Origin of the sequence: Actinokineospora sp. PR83, assembly GCF_021056305.1 — a bacterium.
Classification (GTDB): domain Bacteria; phylum Actinomycetota; class Actinomycetes; order Mycobacteriales; family Pseudonocardiaceae; genus Actinokineospora; species Actinokineospora spheciospongiae.
In genome coordinates this window covers 1-20,094 of sequence record NZ_JAJCXD010000050.1, presented here as the reverse complement: position 1 = coordinate 20,094, position 20,094 = coordinate 1, and the positions used below count along the sequence as shown (strand labels likewise).

General features: G+C 73.3%; 17 protein-coding genes and 2 pseudogenes. 10 read left to right on the top strand and 9 right to left on the bottom strand.

Annotation, left to right across the window (positions count from 1 at the left end):
- Positions 1-26: 26 nt before the first annotated feature.
- Together L6E12_RS18060 and L6E12_RS18055 are read left to right on the top strand one after the other, a co-directional pair.
- A complete protein-coding gene (locus L6E12_RS18060; RefSeq protein WP_236229095.1) occupies positions 27-1,244 on the top strand; it encodes an FAD-dependent monooxygenase in 1,218 nt (405 codons plus the stop codon).
- A gap of 5 nt (positions 1,245-1,249) precedes the next feature.
- A pseudogene (locus L6E12_RS18055) lies at positions 1,250-2,203 on the top strand (FAD-dependent monooxygenase); the annotation flags it as partial.
- 279 nt (positions 2,204-2,482) lie between these two features.
- On the opposite strand, the gene L6E12_RS18050 reads toward L6E12_RS18055, so the two are convergent.
- The gene (locus L6E12_RS18050) at positions 2,483-2,968 is read right to left on the bottom strand and encodes an Lrp/AsnC family transcriptional regulator (protein ID WP_255683260.1); all 486 of its coding nucleotides are present in this window, start codon (positions 2,966-2,968) and stop codon (positions 2,483-2,485) included.
- Positions 2,969-3,027: 59 nt separating this feature from the next.
- Here L6E12_RS18050 and L6E12_RS18045 point away from each other — a divergent pair, with 59 nt between their 5' ends.
- Together L6E12_RS18045 and L6E12_RS34795 are read left to right on the top strand one after the other, a co-directional pair.
- Complete coding sequence (locus L6E12_RS18045) at positions 3,028-4,095, top strand: Glu/Leu/Phe/Val dehydrogenase dimerization domain-containing protein (protein ID WP_236229094.1); 1,068 nt, start codon at positions 3,028-3,030, stop codon at positions 4,093-4,095.
- A complete protein-coding gene (locus tag L6E12_RS34795; protein WP_255683263.1) occupies positions 4,092-4,361 on the top strand; it encodes a DUF2000 family protein in 270 nt (89 codons plus the stop codon). Before L6E12_RS18045 ends, L6E12_RS34795 begins: the two co-directional genes overlap by 4 nt.
- A gap of 24 nt (positions 4,362-4,385) precedes the next feature.
- Here L6E12_RS34795 and L6E12_RS18035 read toward each other — a convergent pair whose 3' ends face one another.
- Positions 4,386-5,372 (bottom strand): helix-turn-helix domain-containing protein, encoded by a 987-nt coding sequence (locus L6E12_RS18035; protein ID WP_236229092.1) that lies wholly within the window; start codon positions 5,370-5,372, stop codon positions 4,386-4,388.
- 138 nt (positions 5,373-5,510) lie between these two features.
- Here L6E12_RS18035 and L6E12_RS18030 point away from each other — a divergent pair, with 138 nt between their 5' ends.
- The 5 genes and pseudogenes from L6E12_RS18030 to L6E12_RS35460 all read left to right on the top strand — a co-directional run bounded on the left by L6E12_RS18030 (position 5,511) and on the right by L6E12_RS35460 (position 10,568).
- Positions 5,511-6,416: an MBL fold metallo-hydrolase gene (locus L6E12_RS18030; protein WP_236229091.1), complete on the top strand. Its 906-nt coding sequence runs from the start codon at positions 5,511-5,513 to the stop codon at positions 6,414-6,416.
- A 54-nt stretch (positions 6,417-6,470) separates the two neighbouring features.
- On the top strand, positions 6,471-7,910 hold the full coding sequence (locus L6E12_RS18025) for a carboxylesterase/lipase family protein (protein ID WP_236229090.1): 1,440 nt from the start codon (positions 6,471-6,473) through the stop codon (positions 7,908-7,910).
- 525 nt (positions 7,911-8,435) lie between these two features.
- Complete coding sequence (locus tag L6E12_RS18020) at positions 8,436-8,750, top strand: transposase (protein ID WP_255683259.1); 315 nt, start codon at positions 8,436-8,438, stop codon at positions 8,748-8,750.
- A gap of 158 nt (positions 8,751-8,908) precedes the next feature.
- A pseudogene (locus tag L6E12_RS18015) lies at positions 8,909-9,382 on the top strand (transposase); the annotation flags it as partial.
- A 7-nt stretch (positions 9,383-9,389) separates the two neighbouring features.
- Entirely contained in the window at positions 9,390-10,568 is a 1,179-nt protein-coding gene (locus tag L6E12_RS35460; RefSeq protein ID WP_236229089.1) for a methyltransferase domain-containing protein, read from the top strand.
- Between the two features lie 322 nt (positions 10,569-10,890).
- On the opposite strand, the gene L6E12_RS18005 is transcribed toward L6E12_RS35460, so the two are convergent.
- Complete coding sequence (locus L6E12_RS18005; protein ID WP_236229088.1) at positions 10,891-11,208, bottom strand: hypothetical protein; 318 nt, start codon at positions 11,206-11,208, stop codon at positions 10,891-10,893.
- A gap of 464 nt (positions 11,209-11,672) precedes the next feature.
- On the opposite strand from L6E12_RS18005, the gene L6E12_RS18000 reads away from it, so the two are divergent.
- Positions 11,673-12,953, top strand: coding sequence for an MFS transporter (locus L6E12_RS18000; RefSeq protein ID WP_236229087.1), 1,281 nt, complete (start codon positions 11,673-11,675; stop codon positions 12,951-12,953).
- Here L6E12_RS18000 and L6E12_RS17995 read toward each other — a convergent pair.
- The 6 genes from L6E12_RS17995 to L6E12_RS17970 all read right to left on the bottom strand — a co-directional run.
- The gene (locus L6E12_RS17995) at positions 12,895-14,112 is read right to left on the bottom strand and encodes an MFS transporter (RefSeq protein WP_236229086.1); all 1,218 of its coding nucleotides are present in this window, start codon (positions 14,110-14,112) and stop codon (positions 12,895-12,897) included. The two genes, L6E12_RS18000 and L6E12_RS17995, sit on opposite strands and share 59 nt — an antisense overlap.
- On the bottom strand, positions 14,109-15,281 hold the full coding sequence (locus L6E12_RS35455) for a cytochrome P450 (RefSeq protein ID WP_236229085.1): 1,173 nt from the start codon (positions 15,279-15,281) through the stop codon (positions 14,109-14,111). Before L6E12_RS35455 ends, L6E12_RS17995 begins: the two co-directional genes overlap by 4 nt.
- On the bottom strand, positions 15,278-16,282 hold the full coding sequence (locus L6E12_RS17985; RefSeq protein ID WP_236229084.1) for a 3-oxoacyl-[acyl-carrier-protein] synthase III C-terminal domain-containing protein: 1,005 nt from the start codon (positions 16,280-16,282) through the stop codon (positions 15,278-15,280). The genes L6E12_RS35455 and L6E12_RS17985 overlap by 4 nt, the downstream gene beginning before the upstream one ends.
- Positions 16,279-17,715, bottom strand: coding sequence for an acyl-CoA reductase (locus L6E12_RS17980; RefSeq protein ID WP_236229083.1), 1,437 nt, complete (start codon positions 17,713-17,715; stop codon positions 16,279-16,281). The genes L6E12_RS17985 and L6E12_RS17980 overlap by 4 nt, the downstream gene beginning before the upstream one ends.
- Entirely contained in the window at positions 17,715-19,094 is a 1,380-nt protein-coding gene (locus tag L6E12_RS17975; RefSeq protein WP_236229082.1) for a hypothetical protein, read from the bottom strand. The genes L6E12_RS17980 and L6E12_RS17975 overlap by 1 nt, the downstream gene beginning before the upstream one ends.
- The coding region (locus tag L6E12_RS17970; protein WP_236229081.1) for a beta-ketoacyl reductase at positions 19,091-20,094 on the bottom strand (1,004 nt) is incomplete at its 5' end. The genes L6E12_RS17975 and L6E12_RS17970, both read right to left, overlap by 4 nt.

Genomic DNA, 20,094 nt, shown 5'->3' with positions numbered 1-20,094 from the left:
GATCGTTGTCGTGGAGGGGAAGAGCCATGCAGAAGAGGGCGCTGGTGGTGGGGCTCGGGATCGCGGGGATGTCCGCGGCGATCGGGCTGCGCCGGGCGGGGTGGACGCCGGTGATCGTCGAACGAGCAGCCGAGCGTCGGACGGGGGGCTACTTCATCTTCATGTTCCCGGAGGGTGTGCAGGCCGTGGCCGACCTGGGGATCGCCGACCACCTGCACACCCGCAACCCGCAATGGCGACCGGGCGGGAACTCGTGGTCGGTGGACCGCCGGGGCAGGCGCAAGCCGGTTCTGGGCCTGCTGGACGCGCCCAGCGGGCTGGCAGCGGTGCTGCGCGGCGACATCGAGGCCGCGTTGTGGCAGGGCATCACCGGCGACGGGACCGAGGACGCGGTCGAGGTGCGGTTCGCGACCACTCCGGTCGACATCACCGAAGGCGCACGCGGGGTGCAGGTCCTGCTTGAGGACGCCTGCACCGGGAAGCAGTACCGCGAGGACTTCGACCTCGTGGTCGGCGCGGACGGGATGCGCTCGAGCGTGCGCCGGATGGTGTTCGGCCCGGACGAGGACCACCTGGCGAACTGGAAGGCGGTGATCTGCGCGTTCCAGATGGAGGAGCAGGTGCCCTCCTACGAGGCGAGCGACAGCATCATCGTCTCGCGCCCGAAGCGTGCGATGTGGGTGTTCGGACTCGCCGACCACGCGCCCTGCGCATGGCTGACCTACCGCACCAAGGACATCCCGGACCGGTTCGCCGGGCCGTCGATCGAGCAGGTGCGCGCGGCCTTCTCCGGGATGGACGACGACCCCGTGGTGCGCCACGTCCTGAACTCCCTGGAGAAGGCCCCTGACCACGTGTTCGACTCGATCCACCAGGTGAAGATGCCCCGGTGGAGCAAGGGCCGGGTCGTGCTGGTCGGGGACGCGGCCTGGTGCATGAACACCTACTCGGCCATGGGCTCCTCGTCCTCGCTGCGCGGCGGCGCCGCACTGGGCGTGGCCCTGCGGGAGCACCCCGGCGACCTCACCGCCGCTCTGGACGCCTGGGAGACCGGCCTGCGCCCCTACATCACCCGCCAGCGGCGCTCCGCACGGGTCAAGCAACAGCGGTTCGTCCCGTCCAACCGCTCGGCCGAGGTGCTGGTTTCTGGCGTCCTCGATCTGGTCCGCAGGGTCGTCCACCGCAGGCTGGCAGCGGAGTTCACCGCAGCGACGGCTGCCGCCCCGTCCGTCACGGCGCGGTGACGGCCATGCGGAAGAGGGCGCTGGTGGTGGGGCTCGGGATCGCGGGGATGTCCGCGGCGATCGGGCTGCGCCGGGCCGGTTGGACGCCGGTGATCGTCGAACGGGCGCCCGAGCGGCGTACCGGGGGCTACTTCGTCGGGCTGTTCCCGGAGGGCAGGCAGGCCGCGGTCGACCTGGGCATCGCCGACCACCTGCACACCCGCAACCCGGAACGACGACCGGGCGGGAACTCGTGGTCGGTGGACCGCAGGGGCAGGCGCAGGCAGGCTCTGGGATTCCTGGACCAGCCCGGAGAGCCTGCAGCGGTGCTGCGCGGCGACATCGAGGCCGCGCTGTGGCAGGGCATCACCGGCGTCGAGGTGCGGCTCGGGACCACTCCGGTCGCGATCACCGACGGTCCTGCCGAAGTGCAGGTCCTGCTCGAGAAGGCCGGTACCGGTGCGCAGTACCGCGAGAGCTTCGACATGGTCGTCGGCGCGGACGGGATGCGCTCGAGCGTGCGCCGGATCGTGTTCGGTCCGGACGAGGACTACCTGACCACGTGGAACGCGATGATCTGCGCCTTCCGACTGGAGGAGCAGGTGCCCTCCTACGAGGCGAGCGACAGCATCATCATCGCGCGCGCGAAGCGGGCGGTGTGGGTGTTCGGGCTCGCCGACCACGCGCCCACCGCGCTGCTGACGTACCGGACGACAGACATCCAGGAGCAGTTCAGCGGATCGCGGGTCCAGCGGCTGCGCTCGGTCTTCTCCGGAACGGACGATCCCGTGGTGCGCCACGTCCTGGACTCCCTGGAAAAGGCCCCTGACCACCTGTTCGACTCGGTGCACCAGGTGAAGATGCCCCGGTGGGGCAAGGGCCGGGTCGTGCTGGTCGGGGACGCGGCGTGGTGCATGAACCTCTACTCGGGCATGGGTGCCACGTCCTCGCTGCGCGGCGGCGCCGCACTGAGCGCGGCCTTGCTGGAGCACCCCGACGACCTCGCCGCCGCTCTGGACGCCTGGGAGGCCGGGCTGCGCCCGTTCATCACCAAGCACCAGCGCACCGCGCGGCTCAAGCAGCAGATGTTCGTCCCGTCCAGCCGTCGGGCCGAGGCACTGCGTTCGGTCCTCCTCGGTCTGGTCCGCAGGATCCGCGGCCGTCGGCAGGCGGCGGAGGCGGGCGGTCAGCGAGCCCGGGCGCTGTCGGGTCCAGTCGTACGCCCTCGGCCCATGCCGACGCGACGGACTGGAGCCGGCCTACGGCGCGGAAGGTGTCAGGTCTTCCAGGGCGCGCTTCTGGCCGTGGGAGAAGATCACCGAGCTGCGGAACTGCACGACCTCCTTGCGGCTGCTGAGCTTGTCGACGAGGAAGCTGTGCAGGTGGGTCACGTCACCGACGCTCACGTGCAGCAGGAAGTCGTCGCCGCCCGCGAGGACGAACACGGCCATGACCTCGGGCATGGCCAACGCCTCGTCGTGGAACTTGCTGATCAGGGCCCGGGTCAGCGGGCGGATCTGGGCGAAGATCATCGCTTGCACCGGCCTGCCCAGTGACGCGAGGTCGACGTCGGCGTGGAAACCGGTGATCAGGCCGCGTGAACGCAACCGGCGGATCCGTTCGGAACAGGTGGAGGCCGCCACGCCCACCATCTCGGCGAGTTCACGCATGGGGATGCGCGCGTCCTGCTGCAAGGCTCGCACGAGCTGCCGGTCGACCCGATCGAGGTTCGGATTTTCAGTCATTTTTCGAACATACATCAGCATCAGGCGTGCGACTCCGATCGATCGCGGAAACTGGCGGCATGAGTCGAACAGATCTCCCATCCACTGTCGACCGCGCGGGTGTCGAGCACGAGGAACTGCACGTGGTCCGCGGGGCCCGCAGCGGCATCCCGATCGTCGTGGCGGTGCACTCCACGACACGCGGTCCGGCGATCGGGGGGTGCCGGATCAAGGCGTACCGCTCCGTTGGCGACGGCGTGGCCGACGCGTTGCGGCTCTCCCGCGCGATGACGCTCAAATGCGGGCTCGCCGACCTGCCGCACGGCGGCGGCAAGACTGTCGTGGTCCTCGGTGACTCACCGCTGGCGCCGCCGGTGCGCGAGAACCTCGTGCTCGACATCGCCGAGACGATCGGCGGGCTGGGCGGGCGCTATCGCACCGGACCCGACATCGGTACCACCCCACAGGACATGGCGGTGATCCACCGCCTCACCCCGGGGTGGGCGTTCTGCCGTCCCGAAGCGCTCGGCGGCAGCGGCAACTCGAGCGCGGCCACCGCCCGCGGGGTCCGCGCCGCCCTCGACGCCGCGGTAGCCCAGGTCCGTGGCGCCCGCGCCGTGACCGGCCTGCGGATCGGCGTCATCGGCTACGGCAGCGTCGGACGTCTCCTGGGCCGGTCGCTGGCCGCCGACGGCGCCGACGTGGTCGTCGCCGACCGGGACGACCGCCTCCGCGCGCAGGTGGAAACCGACGGTCTCACCTGGACCGCGTCGGACCTGCTGCGGCAGGACCTCGACATCCTCGTGCCCGCTGCCACCGGCGGGCTGCTGAGCCCCGAGACCGTCGCAGGCTGCACGATCCCGCTGATCGTCGGCCCGGCCAACAACCAGCTCACCGGCGACGAGGTCGCCACCCTCCTGCACGAGCGCGGCATCACGTGGATCCCGGACACGGTCGCGAGCGCAGGCGGCATCATCCACGCCGTCTGCCGCGAAGAGCTGGCCTGCGACGAACCGGAAACCGACGCCCGCATCGACGCCATCGGCGCCAAGGTCGACCGGCTCCTGGCCCACGCCCGAACCCACGGAACCACCCCGCTGCAGGCCGCACACGCACTCGCCACCCACCACCAGCCTGCAACGGCCTGAAAATCGCAGAGCACCACGCATCACGACCATCGCGCCCGGCACCCCTCAGCCGCCGTCCGACCCGCCTCCACCGGCTCGCAGGCGAGCGGGAGCAGCTGACCGTGCTGTGCCCGACCGAAACAGCCCGCCGCGCCCGCACCTACGAGGCGTGCCTGGCCGACCTCGCCGCCACCACCGAGTCCGACGCCGACCTCGTCGGCATGATCGTCACGGGCCCGCGCAACCAGGTCACCAAGCTGACCAAGCGGCTTCCCCTGCCGGACTGAGGCGACGGGTGCCCAGCCCCGTGGTCACTTCCCTCGCCGTTCGTCCGCGTGCTCCGAGACGAATCGCGCGGGGGTGCGGGTCGGCCGGTCAGGTCGAGCACCGTCGTGCTGCGGTGGAGCGATCCGGCCGGGCCGGTCCACCGCTGCGGCCTGCCCACTCCCCGCGCTCGCCTGCCGCAGCAGGGCCATGGCCGCCTCCGACGGTGACCCGGCGGGCGTCGTGCACACCACGACGGACTGCCCCGGCGAACGCGCGAGGACGAGGGTCTGCTGGGTGACGGTCACCGCGCCGACGACCGGATGGCGCAGCTCGTAGGTGGCGGCGTCGCACGGCGTCACACGGTGGTCACCCCACAACGCCACGAATTCCGGGCTTTTCATCGTCAGCTCGCCGATCAGCTCGGCGAGCAGCCGGTCCTCCGGATGACGGCCGACGGCGATCCTCAGATTGCCCACGACCGCGCGCACCTTGCGCCGCCAGTCCCCGTAGAGCCCCCGGCAGTGCGGGTCCAGGAACAGCATCCGGCTCATGTTCGGCCTGCGCGCGGGGTCCTCCGGGCTCAGCGGGTCGACGTGCCCGGCGAGCAGGGCGTGGCCGAGCGGGTTCCACGCCAGCACGTCCGTGCGCCTGCCGAGGACAAGCGCCGGGACGCCGTCGAAGGAGCGCAGCAGGTCCCGCGTCTCGTCGGCGAGCTTCTCGGGGCGGGGCCTTCGCGCCTGCGGTACCCGGCGGGTGGCACCGGCGAGGCGTTCCAGGTGGTCCCGCTCGTGGTCGTCGAGCAGCAGGGCGCCTGCGATCGCCTCCAGCACCTCCGCCGACGCGCCACGGGACAGGCCCTGTTCGAGCCGGGTGTAGTAGGACACGCTGACCCCCGCCAGTTGCGCCAACTCCTCCCGGCGCAGCCCCGCCACCCGCCTGCGCGGCCCGAGGTCGTGGAGCCCCACGTCTTCCGGGCGCAGCCTGGCCCGCCGTGCCTGCAGGAAGTCGCCGAGCGGGCTTGGTCCGTCCACCACTCCACTATCCACGCCTGCGGCACCGCCCAGCCACACCCTGCCGGGGGTAGGACAAGGCGGGGCTGGTCGGCCCGCGCGGACGCGATCAGGCTCGACCTGGTCAGGGCAGTCGCCCGCCACTCACGAGGAGTGATCATGGATCAGATCGAGCTGGGCGACGTGACCGTCACCCGCGTCAAGGAGTACTACGGCTCCGTCGAGATGGGCCCCGCGGACTTCTTCCCCGACAGCCCCGACGGCGCCTGGGACGAGCACCGGAGCTGGCTCGCCCCGGACTTCCTGGACGCGGGCACCGGCGAATGCCGCTCGGCCATCCAGACCTGGCTGCTGCGCAGCGAAGGCCGCACCATCCTCGTCGACACCGGGGTCGGCAACCACAAGGACCGCCCCTACGCGCCCGTCTGGAACCGGCTGGACACGAACTACCTGGACAACCTCGCCGCCGCCGGAGTCCGGCCCGGAGACGTCGACGTCGTCATCAACACCCACCTGCACATCGACCACGTGGGCTGGAACACCCACCTCGACGGCCGGACCTGGGTGCCGACCTTCCCGAACGCCGAGTACCTGATGACGCGGCAGGACTTCGACTTCTGGAACCCGGCCAACAACCACGAACCGGTGCTGGGTCGCGGCAACCAGAACGTCTTCGAGGACAGCGTCGCCCCGGTGCACGAGGCCGGGCTGACCCACCTGTGGGACGGCTCGTACCGGATCGACCGGAACCTCCGACTGGACCTCGCGCCCGGCCACACCCCCGGGTCGTCCGTGCTGACCCTGCAGTCGGGCGGCGACCGCGCGCTGTTCGTCGGTGATCTGGTGCACACCCCGCTGCAGCTCGTGGAACCGGATACCAACTCCTGCTTCTGCGAGGACCCGGCCGAGGCCCGGGCGACCCGCCACAGGCTCCTCGGCCGCGCGGCCGAGGACAACGCGCTGGTCTTCCCCGCTCACCTCGCAGGCCAGGGCGGCGCCGAGGTCGAGCGCGACGGGTCGAAGTTCGCCATCAAGGAGTGGGCGGGCTTCTCCCGCATCGCCTGAGTCCAGTGGGGCAGGCCCCCTGCCCCGCAGCAACCCGAGAGAGGAAGCGTTCCCGTGCCCCAGCAGGCAAATCCGATCGTCGACACCCCGGCGGGCGCCGTGCGCGGTGTTCGTGACCGCTTCGGCGAGCTCTACCGTGCCGTCCCGTACGCGGCGGCACCCACGGGCGCAGGCCGGTTCGCGCCGCCGGCGTCCCACCCGGGCTGGTCCGGTGTCCGGGACGCCACCGCACCGTCGCCGACCGCACCGCAGCCCGCCCGGGACTTCGGGCGGCTCGACATGATCCCCTACTTCGGCCCGGGCTGGGTGCGCGGCGAGGAATACCTGACCGTCGACGTCCGCACGCCCGGCACCGACAGCGGGAAGCGGCCGGTCATGGTCTTCGTGCACGGCGGCGGCTTCGTCACCGGCTCCACCCGCGCCGCGCTCTACGACGGCCGGGCGTTCGCCCGCGACGGCGTGGTGCTGGTGACGGTGAACTACCGCATCGGCATCCCCGGCTTCCTCGACCTGGAGGGCGCCCCTGCCAACCGCGGACTGCTCGACGTCCTCGCCGCGCTCGGCTGGGTGCGGGACACGATTGCCGCGTTCGGTGGCGATCCCGGGAACGTCACGCTGTTCGGCCAGTCCGCGGGTGCCACCATCACCGCAGCTCTGCTGGCGACGCCGGAAGCCAAGGGGCTGTTCCGGCGCGCGATCGTCCAGAGCGGCAGCGGCACCGGCGCCTTCACCCCCGAGCAGGCGCACCGGGTCACCGCGGCGGCCGCCTGGGCACTGGGCGTGCCGCCCACAGCGGAAGCCTTCGCCGAGATCCCGGACGAGAGGTTCCTCGAGATCCTGCCTGCTCTCGCGGGGATCGACCTGCGGACCGCGACGGCCACGGACCCGCTCGTCGAGCTGAGCCCGTTCTCCCTGGTCCTGCCCGTGCAGCCGGTCGACGCCCTGGCGGAGGGGCCTGCGGGAGAGGTCGACCTGCTCATCGGCACCAACACCGAGGAGGGCCACCTCTACCTGGTGCCGCAGGGCAAGCTGGAATCCTCCACGGACGACGACGTACTCGCCGTCGCGGCGAAGGTCGACGCGGACCCCACCGCCGTCGTCGCGGCCCATCGGGCGACCCGGCCAGGGGCGACCCCGGGCGAGTTGCGCTCCGCGGTGCTGGGCGAAGGACTCTTCGGGGCAGGCACCGCGCGGATGATCGAGGCCCACGCCCGGCTGTCCGGTGGCCGCACCCACGTCTACTCGTTCGGCTACCGCTCGACGGCACTGGACGGGCGGCTGGGCGCCACCCACACGGTCGAACTGCCCTTCGTCTTCGACATCGCCGATGAACCGTGGCTGCACGGCGACGCCGGTCTGCTCGGGCCCGACCCGGCGCCCGCCGGGCTCGCGGCCCGCGTGCACGGCGCCTGGGTCGCCTTCGCGACCCACGGCGACCCCGGCTGGGCCGCGTACGACCCCCGGCGGCCCCAGGCGGAAACCCTGGGTGGCTGAAAGATCCACCGGGCGGACGACCTGGACGAGCGGTCACTCGGCCGAAGCTGATCGCGCGGCACGAGGCCATCGGTCGCCGGGACACACCCACCGTGCCCGACACAGAGAGCCGGTCGGGCGTACCTCAGGTGACTCATTGCGCACCGCGCCATTTCTTGGCGGGTGGGCGAGCGGCGCTGATGCCCTCGAGGACCAAGTCGGTGCCGGTGCGGAACTGCCCCGCGCGGGGTGCCCGTCGCGGGCAAGGTCGGCAAGCAGGCGGCAGGCGGTGTCGAACGCCGCCCACCACGTCTCGGACACCTGGTCGGGTGCCACGTCGGTGATCGTGTGCGCGTCGGTGGTCATCAGCCGCCGCACGGTCTGGGTCCACCGCTCGGCGCGCCGGGAATCGGTGTGGTGGGGGTGGGTGGCGGGCCGGAGTGCGGCGACCTTGGCCCAGACGTCGCCCTGATCGAACCAGTCCGGCCCTGCGGCACGCAGCAATGTGGAGTGCCATGGAGTTCTCGGACATCGACCCCAAGTAGAATGGGGTCAGTCGATCGGAGAATTGTCATAGGTCAACGCCGTCGTCGTTTCTCGCCGGAGTTCAAGGACGAGGCCGTGAACATGGTGGAGTCCGGGATCTCTGTCGCGGAGGCCGCCCGCCAGTTGGGCCTGGTGGAGCAGACACTGCGAAACTGGGTCGAGGCCCACTGCAAGAAGCACCCGAAAGGCACCGCACCGTTGGGGGTGGACGAGCGTGCCCGGTTGCGGGAGCTGGAACGGGAAAACCGGGAACTGAGGGCGAAGAACGAGTTCCTGGGAAAAGCCGCGGACTTCTTCGCCCGCGACTGCCGGTGACCGAGATCTTCGAGTTCATCGACGGCGAAAAGGCGAACACCCGGTGGCGTCGATGCGCAAGTGGATGGGGGCGTCCCGGTCCGGATTCCACAACTGGCGCACCCGGCCGAACTCGGCCACCGCCGAACGGCGGGAATCGTTGAAAGACGAAATCGGAGGTGTTGTCGGCGCGGTTGGTGCCGGATGGATTGTGGGTGTTATGGAGCGTTGATCCCGGGTTCGCTGCCCGTCCGCAGGGTGGTGGGACGGCGCCGGTGGGTGATCGGGCGGTGTTCACCGCGATCGTGTTCGTGCTGAGCAGTGGGTGTACGTGGCGGATGTTGCCGTCGTCGTTCGGGGTGACGGTGCCGACCGCGCACCGCAGGTTCACCGACTGGACCAAGGCCGGCTTGTGGGGGCGCATCTATCGGGCAGTCCCGGCGGTGCACCGGCGAGGCGGCAGCCGCCGGTTCCGCCCGGACAAGCTCCACGCGGACAATGCCCACGACGTGAAAGAACTGCGTCGATGGCTCATCGACCGCGGCATCATGGTCCGCATCAGCCGCCGCGACATCGACACCTCCGACAGACTCGGCAGGCACCGCTGGGTCGTCGAACGCACCCTCGCCTGGCTCACCAACGGGTACCGGCGCCGCTGAGGTGCCGGTCTACGAGTACGGCGCCGACCGCAGGGTCGGGTCGAGCACGCTGTCGCTGGGCGGGTCGCCGGTGTTCGTGGCCGAGGGGCTGTTCGCCGACCGGATCGTGGCCGACTGCGAGCGGGCCGGGGTGCCGGGTGAGGCGCTGGTGCTCGCGCCCAGCGCGGCCCGGACGTTCGCCCGCCGGTTCGCCAGGGACGTGGCCGAGTCGCGCAAGGCGGTGCCGCTGCTGCTGCGCCGGGGCTGCGGCTATGGCGCAGCAGCAGCGCGGTGGTGCGCCGGTGCGAGCAGGCCGGGATGGTGCGCTGCGCGGTGGAGGAGTCGGCTGCCCGGGTGCGCCCCAGGGTGGGGAGCGCCCGATAAGTCTGGTTTGGTGTTGACTGGCGGCATGGAGAACACCTACGAGAACCTGGCCGAGTTCACCGATGTCGACCAAGCGGCGGACCCTGCGGTGTTCGTCGACCTCTTGCAGCGGCTGGACGCGATGCCGCAGACGGTGCGGCTGCGCGAGCTGAGCTACGCCCGGCTGGGGACGGGCCGCGGGGTGGATGTGGGGTCGGGGCGGGGCACCGTCGTGGCGCAGTTGACCGCGCGCGGGCTGACGGCCTTCGGGGTCGACCTGAGCGCGGCGATGGTGGCCGAGGCCGAGCGCCTCAACCCGGGGCACGACTTCCGCGTCGGCGACGCCTACGCGCTGCCCGCGGGCGACGGGGAGCTGGACTGGTACCACTCCGAGCGCGTCTACATCCACCTCGACGACCCCGACCGCGCCGCCGCCGAGGCGTACCGGGTGCTGCGCCCCGGCGGCCGGGTCGTGCTCGTCGACCTGGACTCCGACGCGATGTCGGTGGCCACCGACCACCCGCGCGCCGCCCGCGCCGTGCTGGCCGCGTCGTCGGACAACCTGGCCAACGGCCGCTCCGGCGTGCGCGCGGCCGACACGCTGCGCGCGGCGGGCTTCGTCGATGTCGAGGTCCAGCCGTACTCGCCGGTGCACACCGACCCGGAGGTGGTGTGGCCGCTGTACCCGGGGCCGGGGCTGGCCATCGCGCAGCAGACCGGGGCGATCACCGCGGCCGAGGCCGAGGCGCTGACCGCCGAGGCGCGGCGGCGGGGCGCGGACGGCACGTTCCTCGCGGTGCCCGCGCTGTTCGTGGTGTCGGCAGGCAAGCCCGCCTAGGGGCTGTTCGAGGTTCGGATCATGTGGTTGAGGTGAGGGTCCTCGGCCACATGACCGCTGCTTCCGGTTGGCCTGCCGGTCGATCTTCTCCGGGATCACCGCTGTGATCCGGCGGCCACGCAGGTAAGCCCGGTTGGCCTTGCAGGAGTACGCCTTGTCCGCGGCCACCGCGCCCGGACGGGTGCGGGGCCGACCGGATCCGCCGGGGACCCGGATCTGGTTGAGCACGGCCTGCAACTGCGGGCAGTCCGCACCTGGGGCCGGGTGTGAGCACGAACGCCAGTGGCAACCCGCGCGTCGACCGCGGCGTGGACCTTGCTGCTCAGCCTGCCCCGGGACCGGCCGCCTTCGCCCGCGCCGTGCGGCGCCGCCGGAGGGCGGCACGATCCTGATCGGCAGAGGTGCCCGCGCTTTCCTGATCCGCCGCGGCCCGTGGCTGATCACCCGCAGCACCCGCTGCCGGGTGGGCAACGGAGCCCCTTCTTCCTTCGTCAGCGCCCTGTTCCAGCGCATCGAGGGTCTCTCCGGCGATCGCAGGCCCGGCCGATTCGTGGTGCGCCCGCACAATCGTGGAGTCCACGCTGAGCAGTTCCAACCCGACCTGCCCGCGGGACCCGGCCTCGGCGGTCAACACGTCCATCAGTGCCTGGAACACCCCGGCCTTGGCCCAAGCCCGTTGAACTGCTCCTGCACCCGCAGGCAACGGCCCCGTGGCCGTGGCCGCCACCGGCACACACGTTCCGGCGCCGCGGGCGGCCGACCGGCTGGGCTCGGGCAGGAACCGGCCTCAGCCGAAGCCGGTGAGCGCGGCCGGCAGGCCCACGACGACGGCGACCCCGGCGCCGGTCGTGGCCGCGTCTCGGTGCTTGCCGCGAATGCCCATGCGCCCAGTCTGACAGGGGTCGACCGAGTCGGCGGGTCAGAAGTGGACGCGAACGGTGGAAAGGACAATCGCCACCGCGACTACCGGAGTGGCGGTCGGAGTGGCGGTCGGCAGCGGGTGGTCCGGCCCGGTGGGGTGACTCGCCCACCGTGGTTCAATAGATCCGTTTTATTACTTTTGCCCATTTCGGGGAGGGTCTCGGCGTGTCGGGGAGCACCGTGGTGCGAACGCCCAGGCGGGTGGCGTTCGCGAGCGCGATCGGGACGACGATCGAGTGGTACGACTTCTACCTCTACGCCACGGCGTCGGCGCTGGTGTTCAACAAGGTGTTCTTCTCGTCGGTCGACCCGGCGACCGGGACGCTGGCGGCGTTCGCGACGTTCGCGGCCGGGTTCGGCGCGCGGCCGATCGGCGCGGTGGTCGCCGGGCACCTCGGCGACCGGATCGGGCGCAAGGCCGTCCTGGTCGGTGCGCTGCTGCTGATGGGCGCCGCGAGCACGCTGATCGGCCTGCTGCCCACCTACGCCACGATCGGCGTGCTCGCGCCTGCGCTGCTGGTCGTCCTGCGGACGCTGCAGGGGCTCGCGGTCGGCGCGGAGTGGGGCGGGGCGGCGATCCTGACCGTCGAGCACGCGCCGCCGGGCAGGCGCGGCTGGTTCGGCGGCTTCACCCAGATCGGCTCCCCGGCGGGCATGCTGCTGGCGACGGGCGTGTTCTGGATCACCCGGACGGCCGCCGGGCCCGAGGCGTTCCTGGCGTGGGCGTGGCGGCTCCCCTTCCTGCTCAGCGTCGTCCTGGTCGGCGTCGGCCTGGCGGTGCGGTTGCGGCTGCAGGACGCCCCGGAGTTCCAGCGGTTGCGCGACCAGGGCGGAGTCGCCCGCCTGCCGGTCCTGGAGGTGCTGCGCGCGGCGCCGGTCCCGGTCCTGCTGACGACGGGCCTGCGGCTGTCGCAGATCGGCCTTTACGTCCTGCTCACCACCTACGGCCTCAGCTACATCTCGGCCAACCTCGGCGAGGACAGCGATGCAGGCCTGATCGCGGTGGTGGTGTCCTCAGCCGTGTCGATCGGCACGACCCTGGTGTGGGGCGGGCTCACCGACAGGTTCGGGCGCAAGCGGCCCTACCTGTTCGGGGCCGTGGGCGCCGTCGCCGCGCTGGCGTTGTTCTTCCTCGCCGTCGACACCGGGTCCACCGTGCTCATCGTGCTGGCGGTGGTGCTGGCCACGAGCGTGTTCTTCGACGCGATGGCCGCCGGGCAGCCCGCCTGGTTCTCCGAGCTGTTCCCGCTGCACCTGCGCTACAGCGGGGTGTCGCTGGGCTACCAGATCGGGTCGGTGCTCGCGGGCGGGTTCACGCCGCTGATCGCCGCGGCGCTGGTGCTGGCGGGCGACGGGCGGCCGTGGTGGGTGCTGCTGTACTACGCGGGCCTGGCGGCGGTGACGATCACGTGTGCCGCGCTGGCCCGGGAGACGGCGTTCGAGGAGCGGCTCGACCGGACCTGACCAGCAGGGCCAGCCCCGCGCCGACCGCGGCGACCACCCCCAGCGCGGTGAACAGCGACTCGACGCCCGACCCGGCCGCCACGAGCAGCCCGACGACCAGCGGCCCGGCGATCCCGCCGAGCCGCCCGAAGCCGGTGCACCAGGCCACGCCCGTCCCGCGCACGGCGGTGGGGAACGTGGCGGTGGCCAGCCCGATCACCAGGATCTGCGTCCCGGTCGTGCCCAGCCCCACGACCGCGACCAGCACCGGCACCACGGCGGCGGGGGGCTGCGAGCCGATGAGGAGCATGCCCGCGCCGCCGAGCCCGAAGCAGCCCGCCACCACCCGCCGGGGCCCGAACCGCTCCGCCAGCGGCGAGGCCAGCAGCGCCCCGACGACCGCGCCGCCGTTGAGCACCAGCAGCAGCACCAGCGACCCGCGCGAGCCGAACCCGGACCGCCCCATCAGCTCCGGCAGCCACGTGCTCAGCGCGAACACCAGCAGCAGCCCGATCCCGCTCACCACGCCGAGCAGCACCGCGGGCAGCAGCGTCGGACCGGTGAACAACCCGGCGAACCCGGACCGCCCCCGCTCCCGCCCGCGCCACGCGGGCGACTCCGGCAGCCGCCACCACGCCAGCGGCAGCAACGCCACCAGCGGCAGCGCCCCGATCCAGAACAGCCCCCGCCACCCGACCGTGTCCAACAGGGACAGTGCGGCGACCGTGCCGAGGACGCTGCCGAGCGGGATGCCGCAGTAGGCGACCGTCGTGCAGAGCTGCCCGCGCCCCGGCGGCGCCAGCTCGGACACCAGCACCCCGGTCGTCGCCACGACGACCCCGATCCCGATGCCGGTCACCAGCCGCCACGCCCCGAACGCCTGCGTCGACGAGGTCAGCGCGGTCGCGCCCATGCCCACGGAGAACCACGCGTACCCGCCCAGCAGCACCGGCCGCCGCCCCCACCGGTCCGACACCGCGCCCGCGGCGAGCGCGCCGACCAGCACCCCGATGAGCGCGTAGCTGCCCAGCGCACCGGCCGCCGCGGGGGTCAGCGCCCCGATCTCGCCCGGCGAGCGCAGGAACAGCGGCACCAGCGCGCCGTAGACGACCAGGTCGTACCCGTCGAACACCAGCCCGGCCGCGCCCAGCGCGACCGGCCAGGCCAGGTCGTTCCTCACGCGCCCCACCGCACCGGCAGCGCGGCCAGGTTGAGGTGGCGGCCGTTGGCGTAGTGCCTGCGCACGGGCCCGTCGAGGGTCATCGGCGGCGCGGCGGCCAGCTCGTCGAGCACGGCCACGATCTGCCTGCGGCCGAGCTGGGCGCCCAGGCAGAAGTGGATGCCCTGGCCCAGCGACAGGTGCCGGGCCGGGCCCCGGTCGAGCCGGAACGCCTCCGGGTCGTCGAACCGCTCGGGGTCGCGGTTGGCCGCGCCCACGGCCAAGAGCACCCGCGACCCGGTCGGGATGGTCGTGCGCCCCACCTCGACCTCGCGCGTGGTGACCCGGCTGCCGTGGTCGACGGGCGCGTCCAGCCGCAGCGACTCGTCGACGGCGGCCGGGCGGGCGCCCGGGTCCCGCGCGAGCCGGGCGGCCAGGTCCGGGTCCTGGGCCAGGCGCCAGAGCAGGTGCCCGGTGGTGTTCATCGTGGTCTCGTGCCCGGCGATGGCGAACGCGACGAGCATGACCCGCAGTTGCTCGTCGGTGACCGGCGCGCCGTCGACCTCGGTGCGGACCAGCTCGGCCAGGTAGGTGCCGTCGTGGTCGCGGCGGGCGCGGGCGATCTCGGCGTCGAGCAGGGCGGCGAACTGCGGCCAGAACTGCCCGCCGGTGGCCATCCTCGACCACGTGGTGCGGGTCAGCTCCAGGATCTCGCCGCGGGCGGCGTCGGAGAACCCGATGGTGGTGGCCAGCACCGCCAGCGGCAGCGTGGTCGTCAGCTCCGCCACCAGGTCCGCCGACCCGCGCGCCACCAACGGCCGCACCACCTCGGCCGCGAGCCGGTCGATGCGCGGCTCCACCGCGCGCACCGCCGCCGCGGCCAGCGCCGGGCGCATCAGCGAGCGGAACGCGGTGTGCTCGGGCGGGTCGTACTCCAGCGGTGCGAACCTGGGCTGGTCGGCGCCGCGCGGGAAGAACACGCCCTGCGCCGACGAGAACGTCCCGTGGTCCTTGAGCGCGTCGAACACGTGCCGGTAGCGGGCCAGGACCCACAAGCCGCCGTGCGCCGCGGAGTGCACGGGCTCGCCGACCTCGCGCAGCCGCCGGTGCACGGCCACGGCCACCTCGGGGGTGAACTCGGGGTCGTGGTGGTCGAAGCGCGCGACGAGCCGGTCGACGGCGCCGCTCACGCGGGTCGCTCCACGACCACGGCCGTCCAGGTGTACCCGCCGCCGCCGTTGAAGACCGCGGCCTTCTCCCCCGGGCCGAGCAGGGTGGTCAGGTCGGCGAGGTTGGCGAGCAGGTCGCCCGCGCCCAGGTGCCCGGTGTGCTCGCCGCGGTCGAGGACCTCGGCGGTGGTGATCTCGCCGAACACCGGCCGGTACAGCTCGTAGGTCAACCGCCCGATCCGGGGCAGCAGCAGGTGGCGCAGGTCGTCGAGGGCGACGCCCGCGCGCTCGGCGGCCTCGGTGACGACCTGCTTGGCCTTGCCGGTGGCGGTCTCGGTGAACGCCTCGCGGGTGTGGGCGGCGAAGAACGCCTTCTTGGTGCGGGCCAGGTCGATCGGGGCGCCCTGGTCGTAGCGGCCGGTGCTGAACGGGTCGTCGCCGCGGTGCATGCCCTCCAGCCGCGGGGCCGAGGCGCTGGCGATCCCGAGCAGGCGCAGCGCGTCCGCGGGCCCGGGCGCGGCGGCCAGGACCATCGCGGTGCCCGCGTCGGCGTGCACCAGGCCGCGGTCGGAGCGCCAGCGGTCGAAGCCGGGCAGGCAGAAGCGGTCGCCGGTGGTCACCACGGCCAGGCCGTCCGGGTGGGCGTGCAGCCAGCTCTCGGCGAGCTCGGTCGCCGCGGCCCCGCCGTTGGACAACTGCCGGACGCCGATGGGGAGCGCGTCGCCCGCGCCGACCTGGTCGGCGATGTAGTGCGGGGGCGACCACAGGTCGTGGCCCTGGTACTCGGTCCAGGCGTGCAGCAGCAGCCCGACCCGCGCGGGGTCCACACCGGACTCGGCCAGCGCGGCGCGGGCCGCGTTGGCGGCGAGGACGGGGCCGGGCAGGTCGGGTCCGGCGACGGGGATGGACGAGTAGCCGGACCGCTCGACGTCCTGCTCGGTCATCCGGCCGTCGGCCAGGGCCTCGGCCAGGGTCTCGCGGGTGTCGGGCAGCCAGGTCGAGACGGCGCGGACGCAGATCACGGGTCCTCCTCGCGGTGCGGCGGGAACACGATGTCGAGCGGGTCGGACCCGGCGGGCAGGTGCTCGTCGGTGACCCACCGGACCAGGCGGCGGGCGGGCTCGAACCCGTCCTGCGGCAGCGCCGGGTGCACGCTGACCGCGCAGCCCAGCTCGACCGTGCGCTGCACCCCGACCAGTGGGAGCACCTCGCGCAGCCGGTGGCGCAGGGCTGCCGGGTACACCCCGACCGTCTGGGTGGCGGCGTCGAGGTGCCGGGCGGCGTCCTCGGCGGTCTCGACGGGGACGATGTTGGCCACCCGCCCGGCCAGCGACCCGGCGAAGCCGACCGGCTCGTCGAGGTGCGAGACGATCACCGCGCCCTCGTCGGCCTCGCCGCCGACGACGGTGTGGAAGCCGCCCGCGCGCAGCGCGCGCAGGCCGGCCCGCAGTTCGGTGTCGACCCGCCCCGCCGCGGTGGACACGGTGGGCGGCAGCTCTTGCAGTTCCGCGTAGACGCGGCGGGCGAGGTCTTCTGCGGCCCCGGTGTCGCACACGGCGTAGACGACCCGGGCGTTCACGCAGCCGACCTGGTTGAACGCGCCCACGTCCAGTGCCAGCCTGCGGGCGACGTCGTCGAGCGCGGCAGGCTCGAACGCCTCCGGGCCGAGGATGGTGGCGCTGCGCTTGGGGTCGAAGGTGACCAGCTCCAGGCCCGGCTCCAGGTAGCGCACGACGTGCTTGACCGAGGCCATCCCGCCCCAGGCCACGATCTTGTCGAACGCGGCCGGGTGGTAGAGCCGCCGTTCCAGCGCCTCGTCGCCGCCCTTCCAGTAGGCCACCGACACCGCGCGGGTCAGTGGGTGGCCCGGGGCCATGTCGATCATCGTGCGGGCCAGCGCGACCATCGTCAGCGGGTCGTTGGACGGGGTCTTGACGACCGCCTCGCCGCGCGTGACGGCCGTGCGGACCAGGGTCATGGCCGCGATCAGCGGGCTGTTGCCCGCGATGACGTGCACGGACCGCACGCCGAACGCGTGCACCGCGCCGACGCGGCCGTCCGCCATCCGCCGCTCGGGCCAGCCGGTCAGCACGTCACGACCGATCGCGGCGACGACCTCCTCGGTGGCCTGGCGGGCGAACAGGCCGGGCAGCAGCCGGTAGTTCGAGCGGACCAGCCCCGGCGGGGTGTCGGCGAGCCCGGCCGACCGCTCGACCGCCTCGTCCAGGTACTTGTTGTCGACGAGCCTGGCCCCCAGCTCGGCCAGGTAGTCGAGGACCTCGTCGAGGTCGAGCGCGGCGAGTTCCCGGCTCAGCGCCAGGTTCCGCCTCCCCAGGCGTGGCACGACCGCGGCCGGGTCGGCGACGGCGAAGCCGGTCTCGCCGCGACCGCCGAACTCGACCAGCGGGCCCTCGACCAGCTCGCCGCGGACGACGGCGGGGACCGCCACGGCCATCACGACCCCCCGCTCAGGTGGTCCAGGGCGGCGCGGTGGGCGGAGTCGGTCGCCGCGCAGTTGATCTTGTCGACGTCGCCGACGTCCTTGAGCCGCCGGATGCCGTCGTGCACCTGCGGGGTGGACCGCCCGCACGCGCAGGGCTCGTAGGCGACCGTGATCCGGTCCTCGGACCGGAAGCCGCCCCAGTGGGTGCGGGCGAGCAGGTCGAAGAACGCACCCCGCCCGGTCTGGGTGCCGGTGCGCGGCAGCGGCTCGTCGGTGGCCGGGTCGAGGACAAACGCGACCGTCCACGGCTCCAGGTGGTAGCGGCCCTCGCCGCACATCGGGTGCAGCGCGGTGGTCTCGGTCATCGCGTAGATGTGCTGCAAGCGGTCGGCCCCGGTGAACCGCAGCACCCGGTCCTGCCAGTCGTCGGGCATGTGCGCGCCCTTGGTGCCCCCGCCCGGCTCGATGAGCGAGTCGGCGGCGAACAGGCCGTCGAGGCCGCGGTCGAGCCCGGCCGTCGCCACCTGGTGCAGCGTGTTCCAGGTGTTCATCAGGTACACGCGCCGCCCGCGCAGGGTGTCGGCAAGGCGCTCGACGAACCCGGGCATGGCCGCCTCGGACTCGCGGCGCAGCACCTCGAACTCCTCGCGGCGGGCCAGCAGGTCCGGGTCCGCGTCGACGTCCTCGCCGCGGGCGCGGGCGGCGGCGATCTGCCCGGCGAGCAGCATGACGTCGGCGCTCATCCGGCCCGGGTGCATGGCGTGCACGTTGTCCTCACCGCCGGCCACGTGCTCGGCGAGGGCGTCGGCGCAGCGCATGATGCCGCTGCGGCCCCCGCGGATCATCGGCCACACCACCGGCACCGGGTCGCCGCCGCCGCGCACCCTGGCGCCGACGACGGAGAACATGGCGTCGACCTCGCTGTGGGTGTGCGGGACGAACGACATGGTGCCCGAGGTGACCGACGAGTGCTGGACCCGCAGGTCGGTGCTGGCGTCCAGGTCGGCGAGCCAGTCGTCGATGGAGGTCGCCGCCGCCGCCCGCGCGCCGGAGAGGTCCACTGTGGTCAGTCGGCCGAGCCAGCCGGTGAGCACGTCGAACCGCTTGCGGCGCAGCAGCGAGGCCGGGTAGGACTTGTAGACCTCCGGGGAGAACAGCAGCGGGATCGCGTCGCCGAGGGTCTCGATCGCCTCGACGCCGGTGTCGGCGACCATGGCGTCGAGCACCGCCAGCCGGCCGCGCAGGTCGGCGAACCGCCGCCGCAGGGCCGCCAGCTGCAGGTCGGCCAGCTCGGTCTGCCCGAGCCGGTGCAGCGCGCGGTAGTCCCCGCCCGCCCAGGCCAGCGGGTCGTCGGCGAAGAGCTCCTCGGTGGTCGCGGTCTGACTGCTCACGTGTCGTGTCCTTCCGGTGGTGCGACCCTGCTCGCCAGGTGGGCGCCGATGGCGGCGGCGGTCGGGTGGTTCCACAGCAGGGTGGGCGCGAGCGCGACCCCGGTCAGCCGCTCGAGCCGGACCCGCAGCACCGCGCCGAGCAGCGAGTCGACCCCCTGCTCGCCGAGCGCGGCGTCGGCGTCGAGGGAGTCCGGGTCGACGCCGAGGACCGCCGCGGCGCACGCGGTCGCGCGCGCGGTCAGCTCGGCGGTCAGGTCGGCGCCCGTGAGCCCGGCCCAGCTCGGCGCGTCGCCGTCCTCCGCCGGGGGGTCGATCTCCAGCGCGGCCAGCAGCGGCGGGCGCGGGCCGGGGTGGTCGGTGCGGACGGGCAGCACCGCGACCGGCCCGCCGCCGAGGTCGTGCCGGGCGGCCAGGACCCGGTCGAGCGCGGCCAGCGACCGCTCCGGGGTGAGGTCGGCGCTGCCGCGCGCGTCCAGCTCGACGTCGGTGGCGGCGGCCGAGGTCGCCATGCCCAGCCCCCGCCAGGAGGTCCAGGCGATGGACACGCACCCGGTGTCGCCCCGCGCGCGGCGCTGCGCGGCCAGCGCGTCCAGGAAGCCGTTCGCGGCGGCGTAGGCGGCCTGGCCTGGCAGGCCGAGCAGCGGTCCGACCGAGGAGAACAGGACCAGGAAGTCCAGCTCCGGGAACAGCTCGTCGACGACCTTCGCGCCCTCGACCTTGGCGTGCAGCACCACCCGCAGGTCGTCCTCGGACAGCTCGACCGCCGGGGCACTGCGCACCTGGCCCGCGGCGTGCACGACGCCCCGGACCGGCGGCACGGGCAGCTCGGCCAGCGCGGCGCGCACGGCCGCGGGGTCGGTGACGTCGGCGGCGACCGCGAACACCGTGGCCCCGGCCCCCTCGATGGCCCGCACGGCGCGCACCACCGGGTCGTCCTCGGCGGCCCCGCGCGCCGGCAGCGGGGTGCGGCCGAGCAGCACGAGCCTGCGCGCGCCGCGCT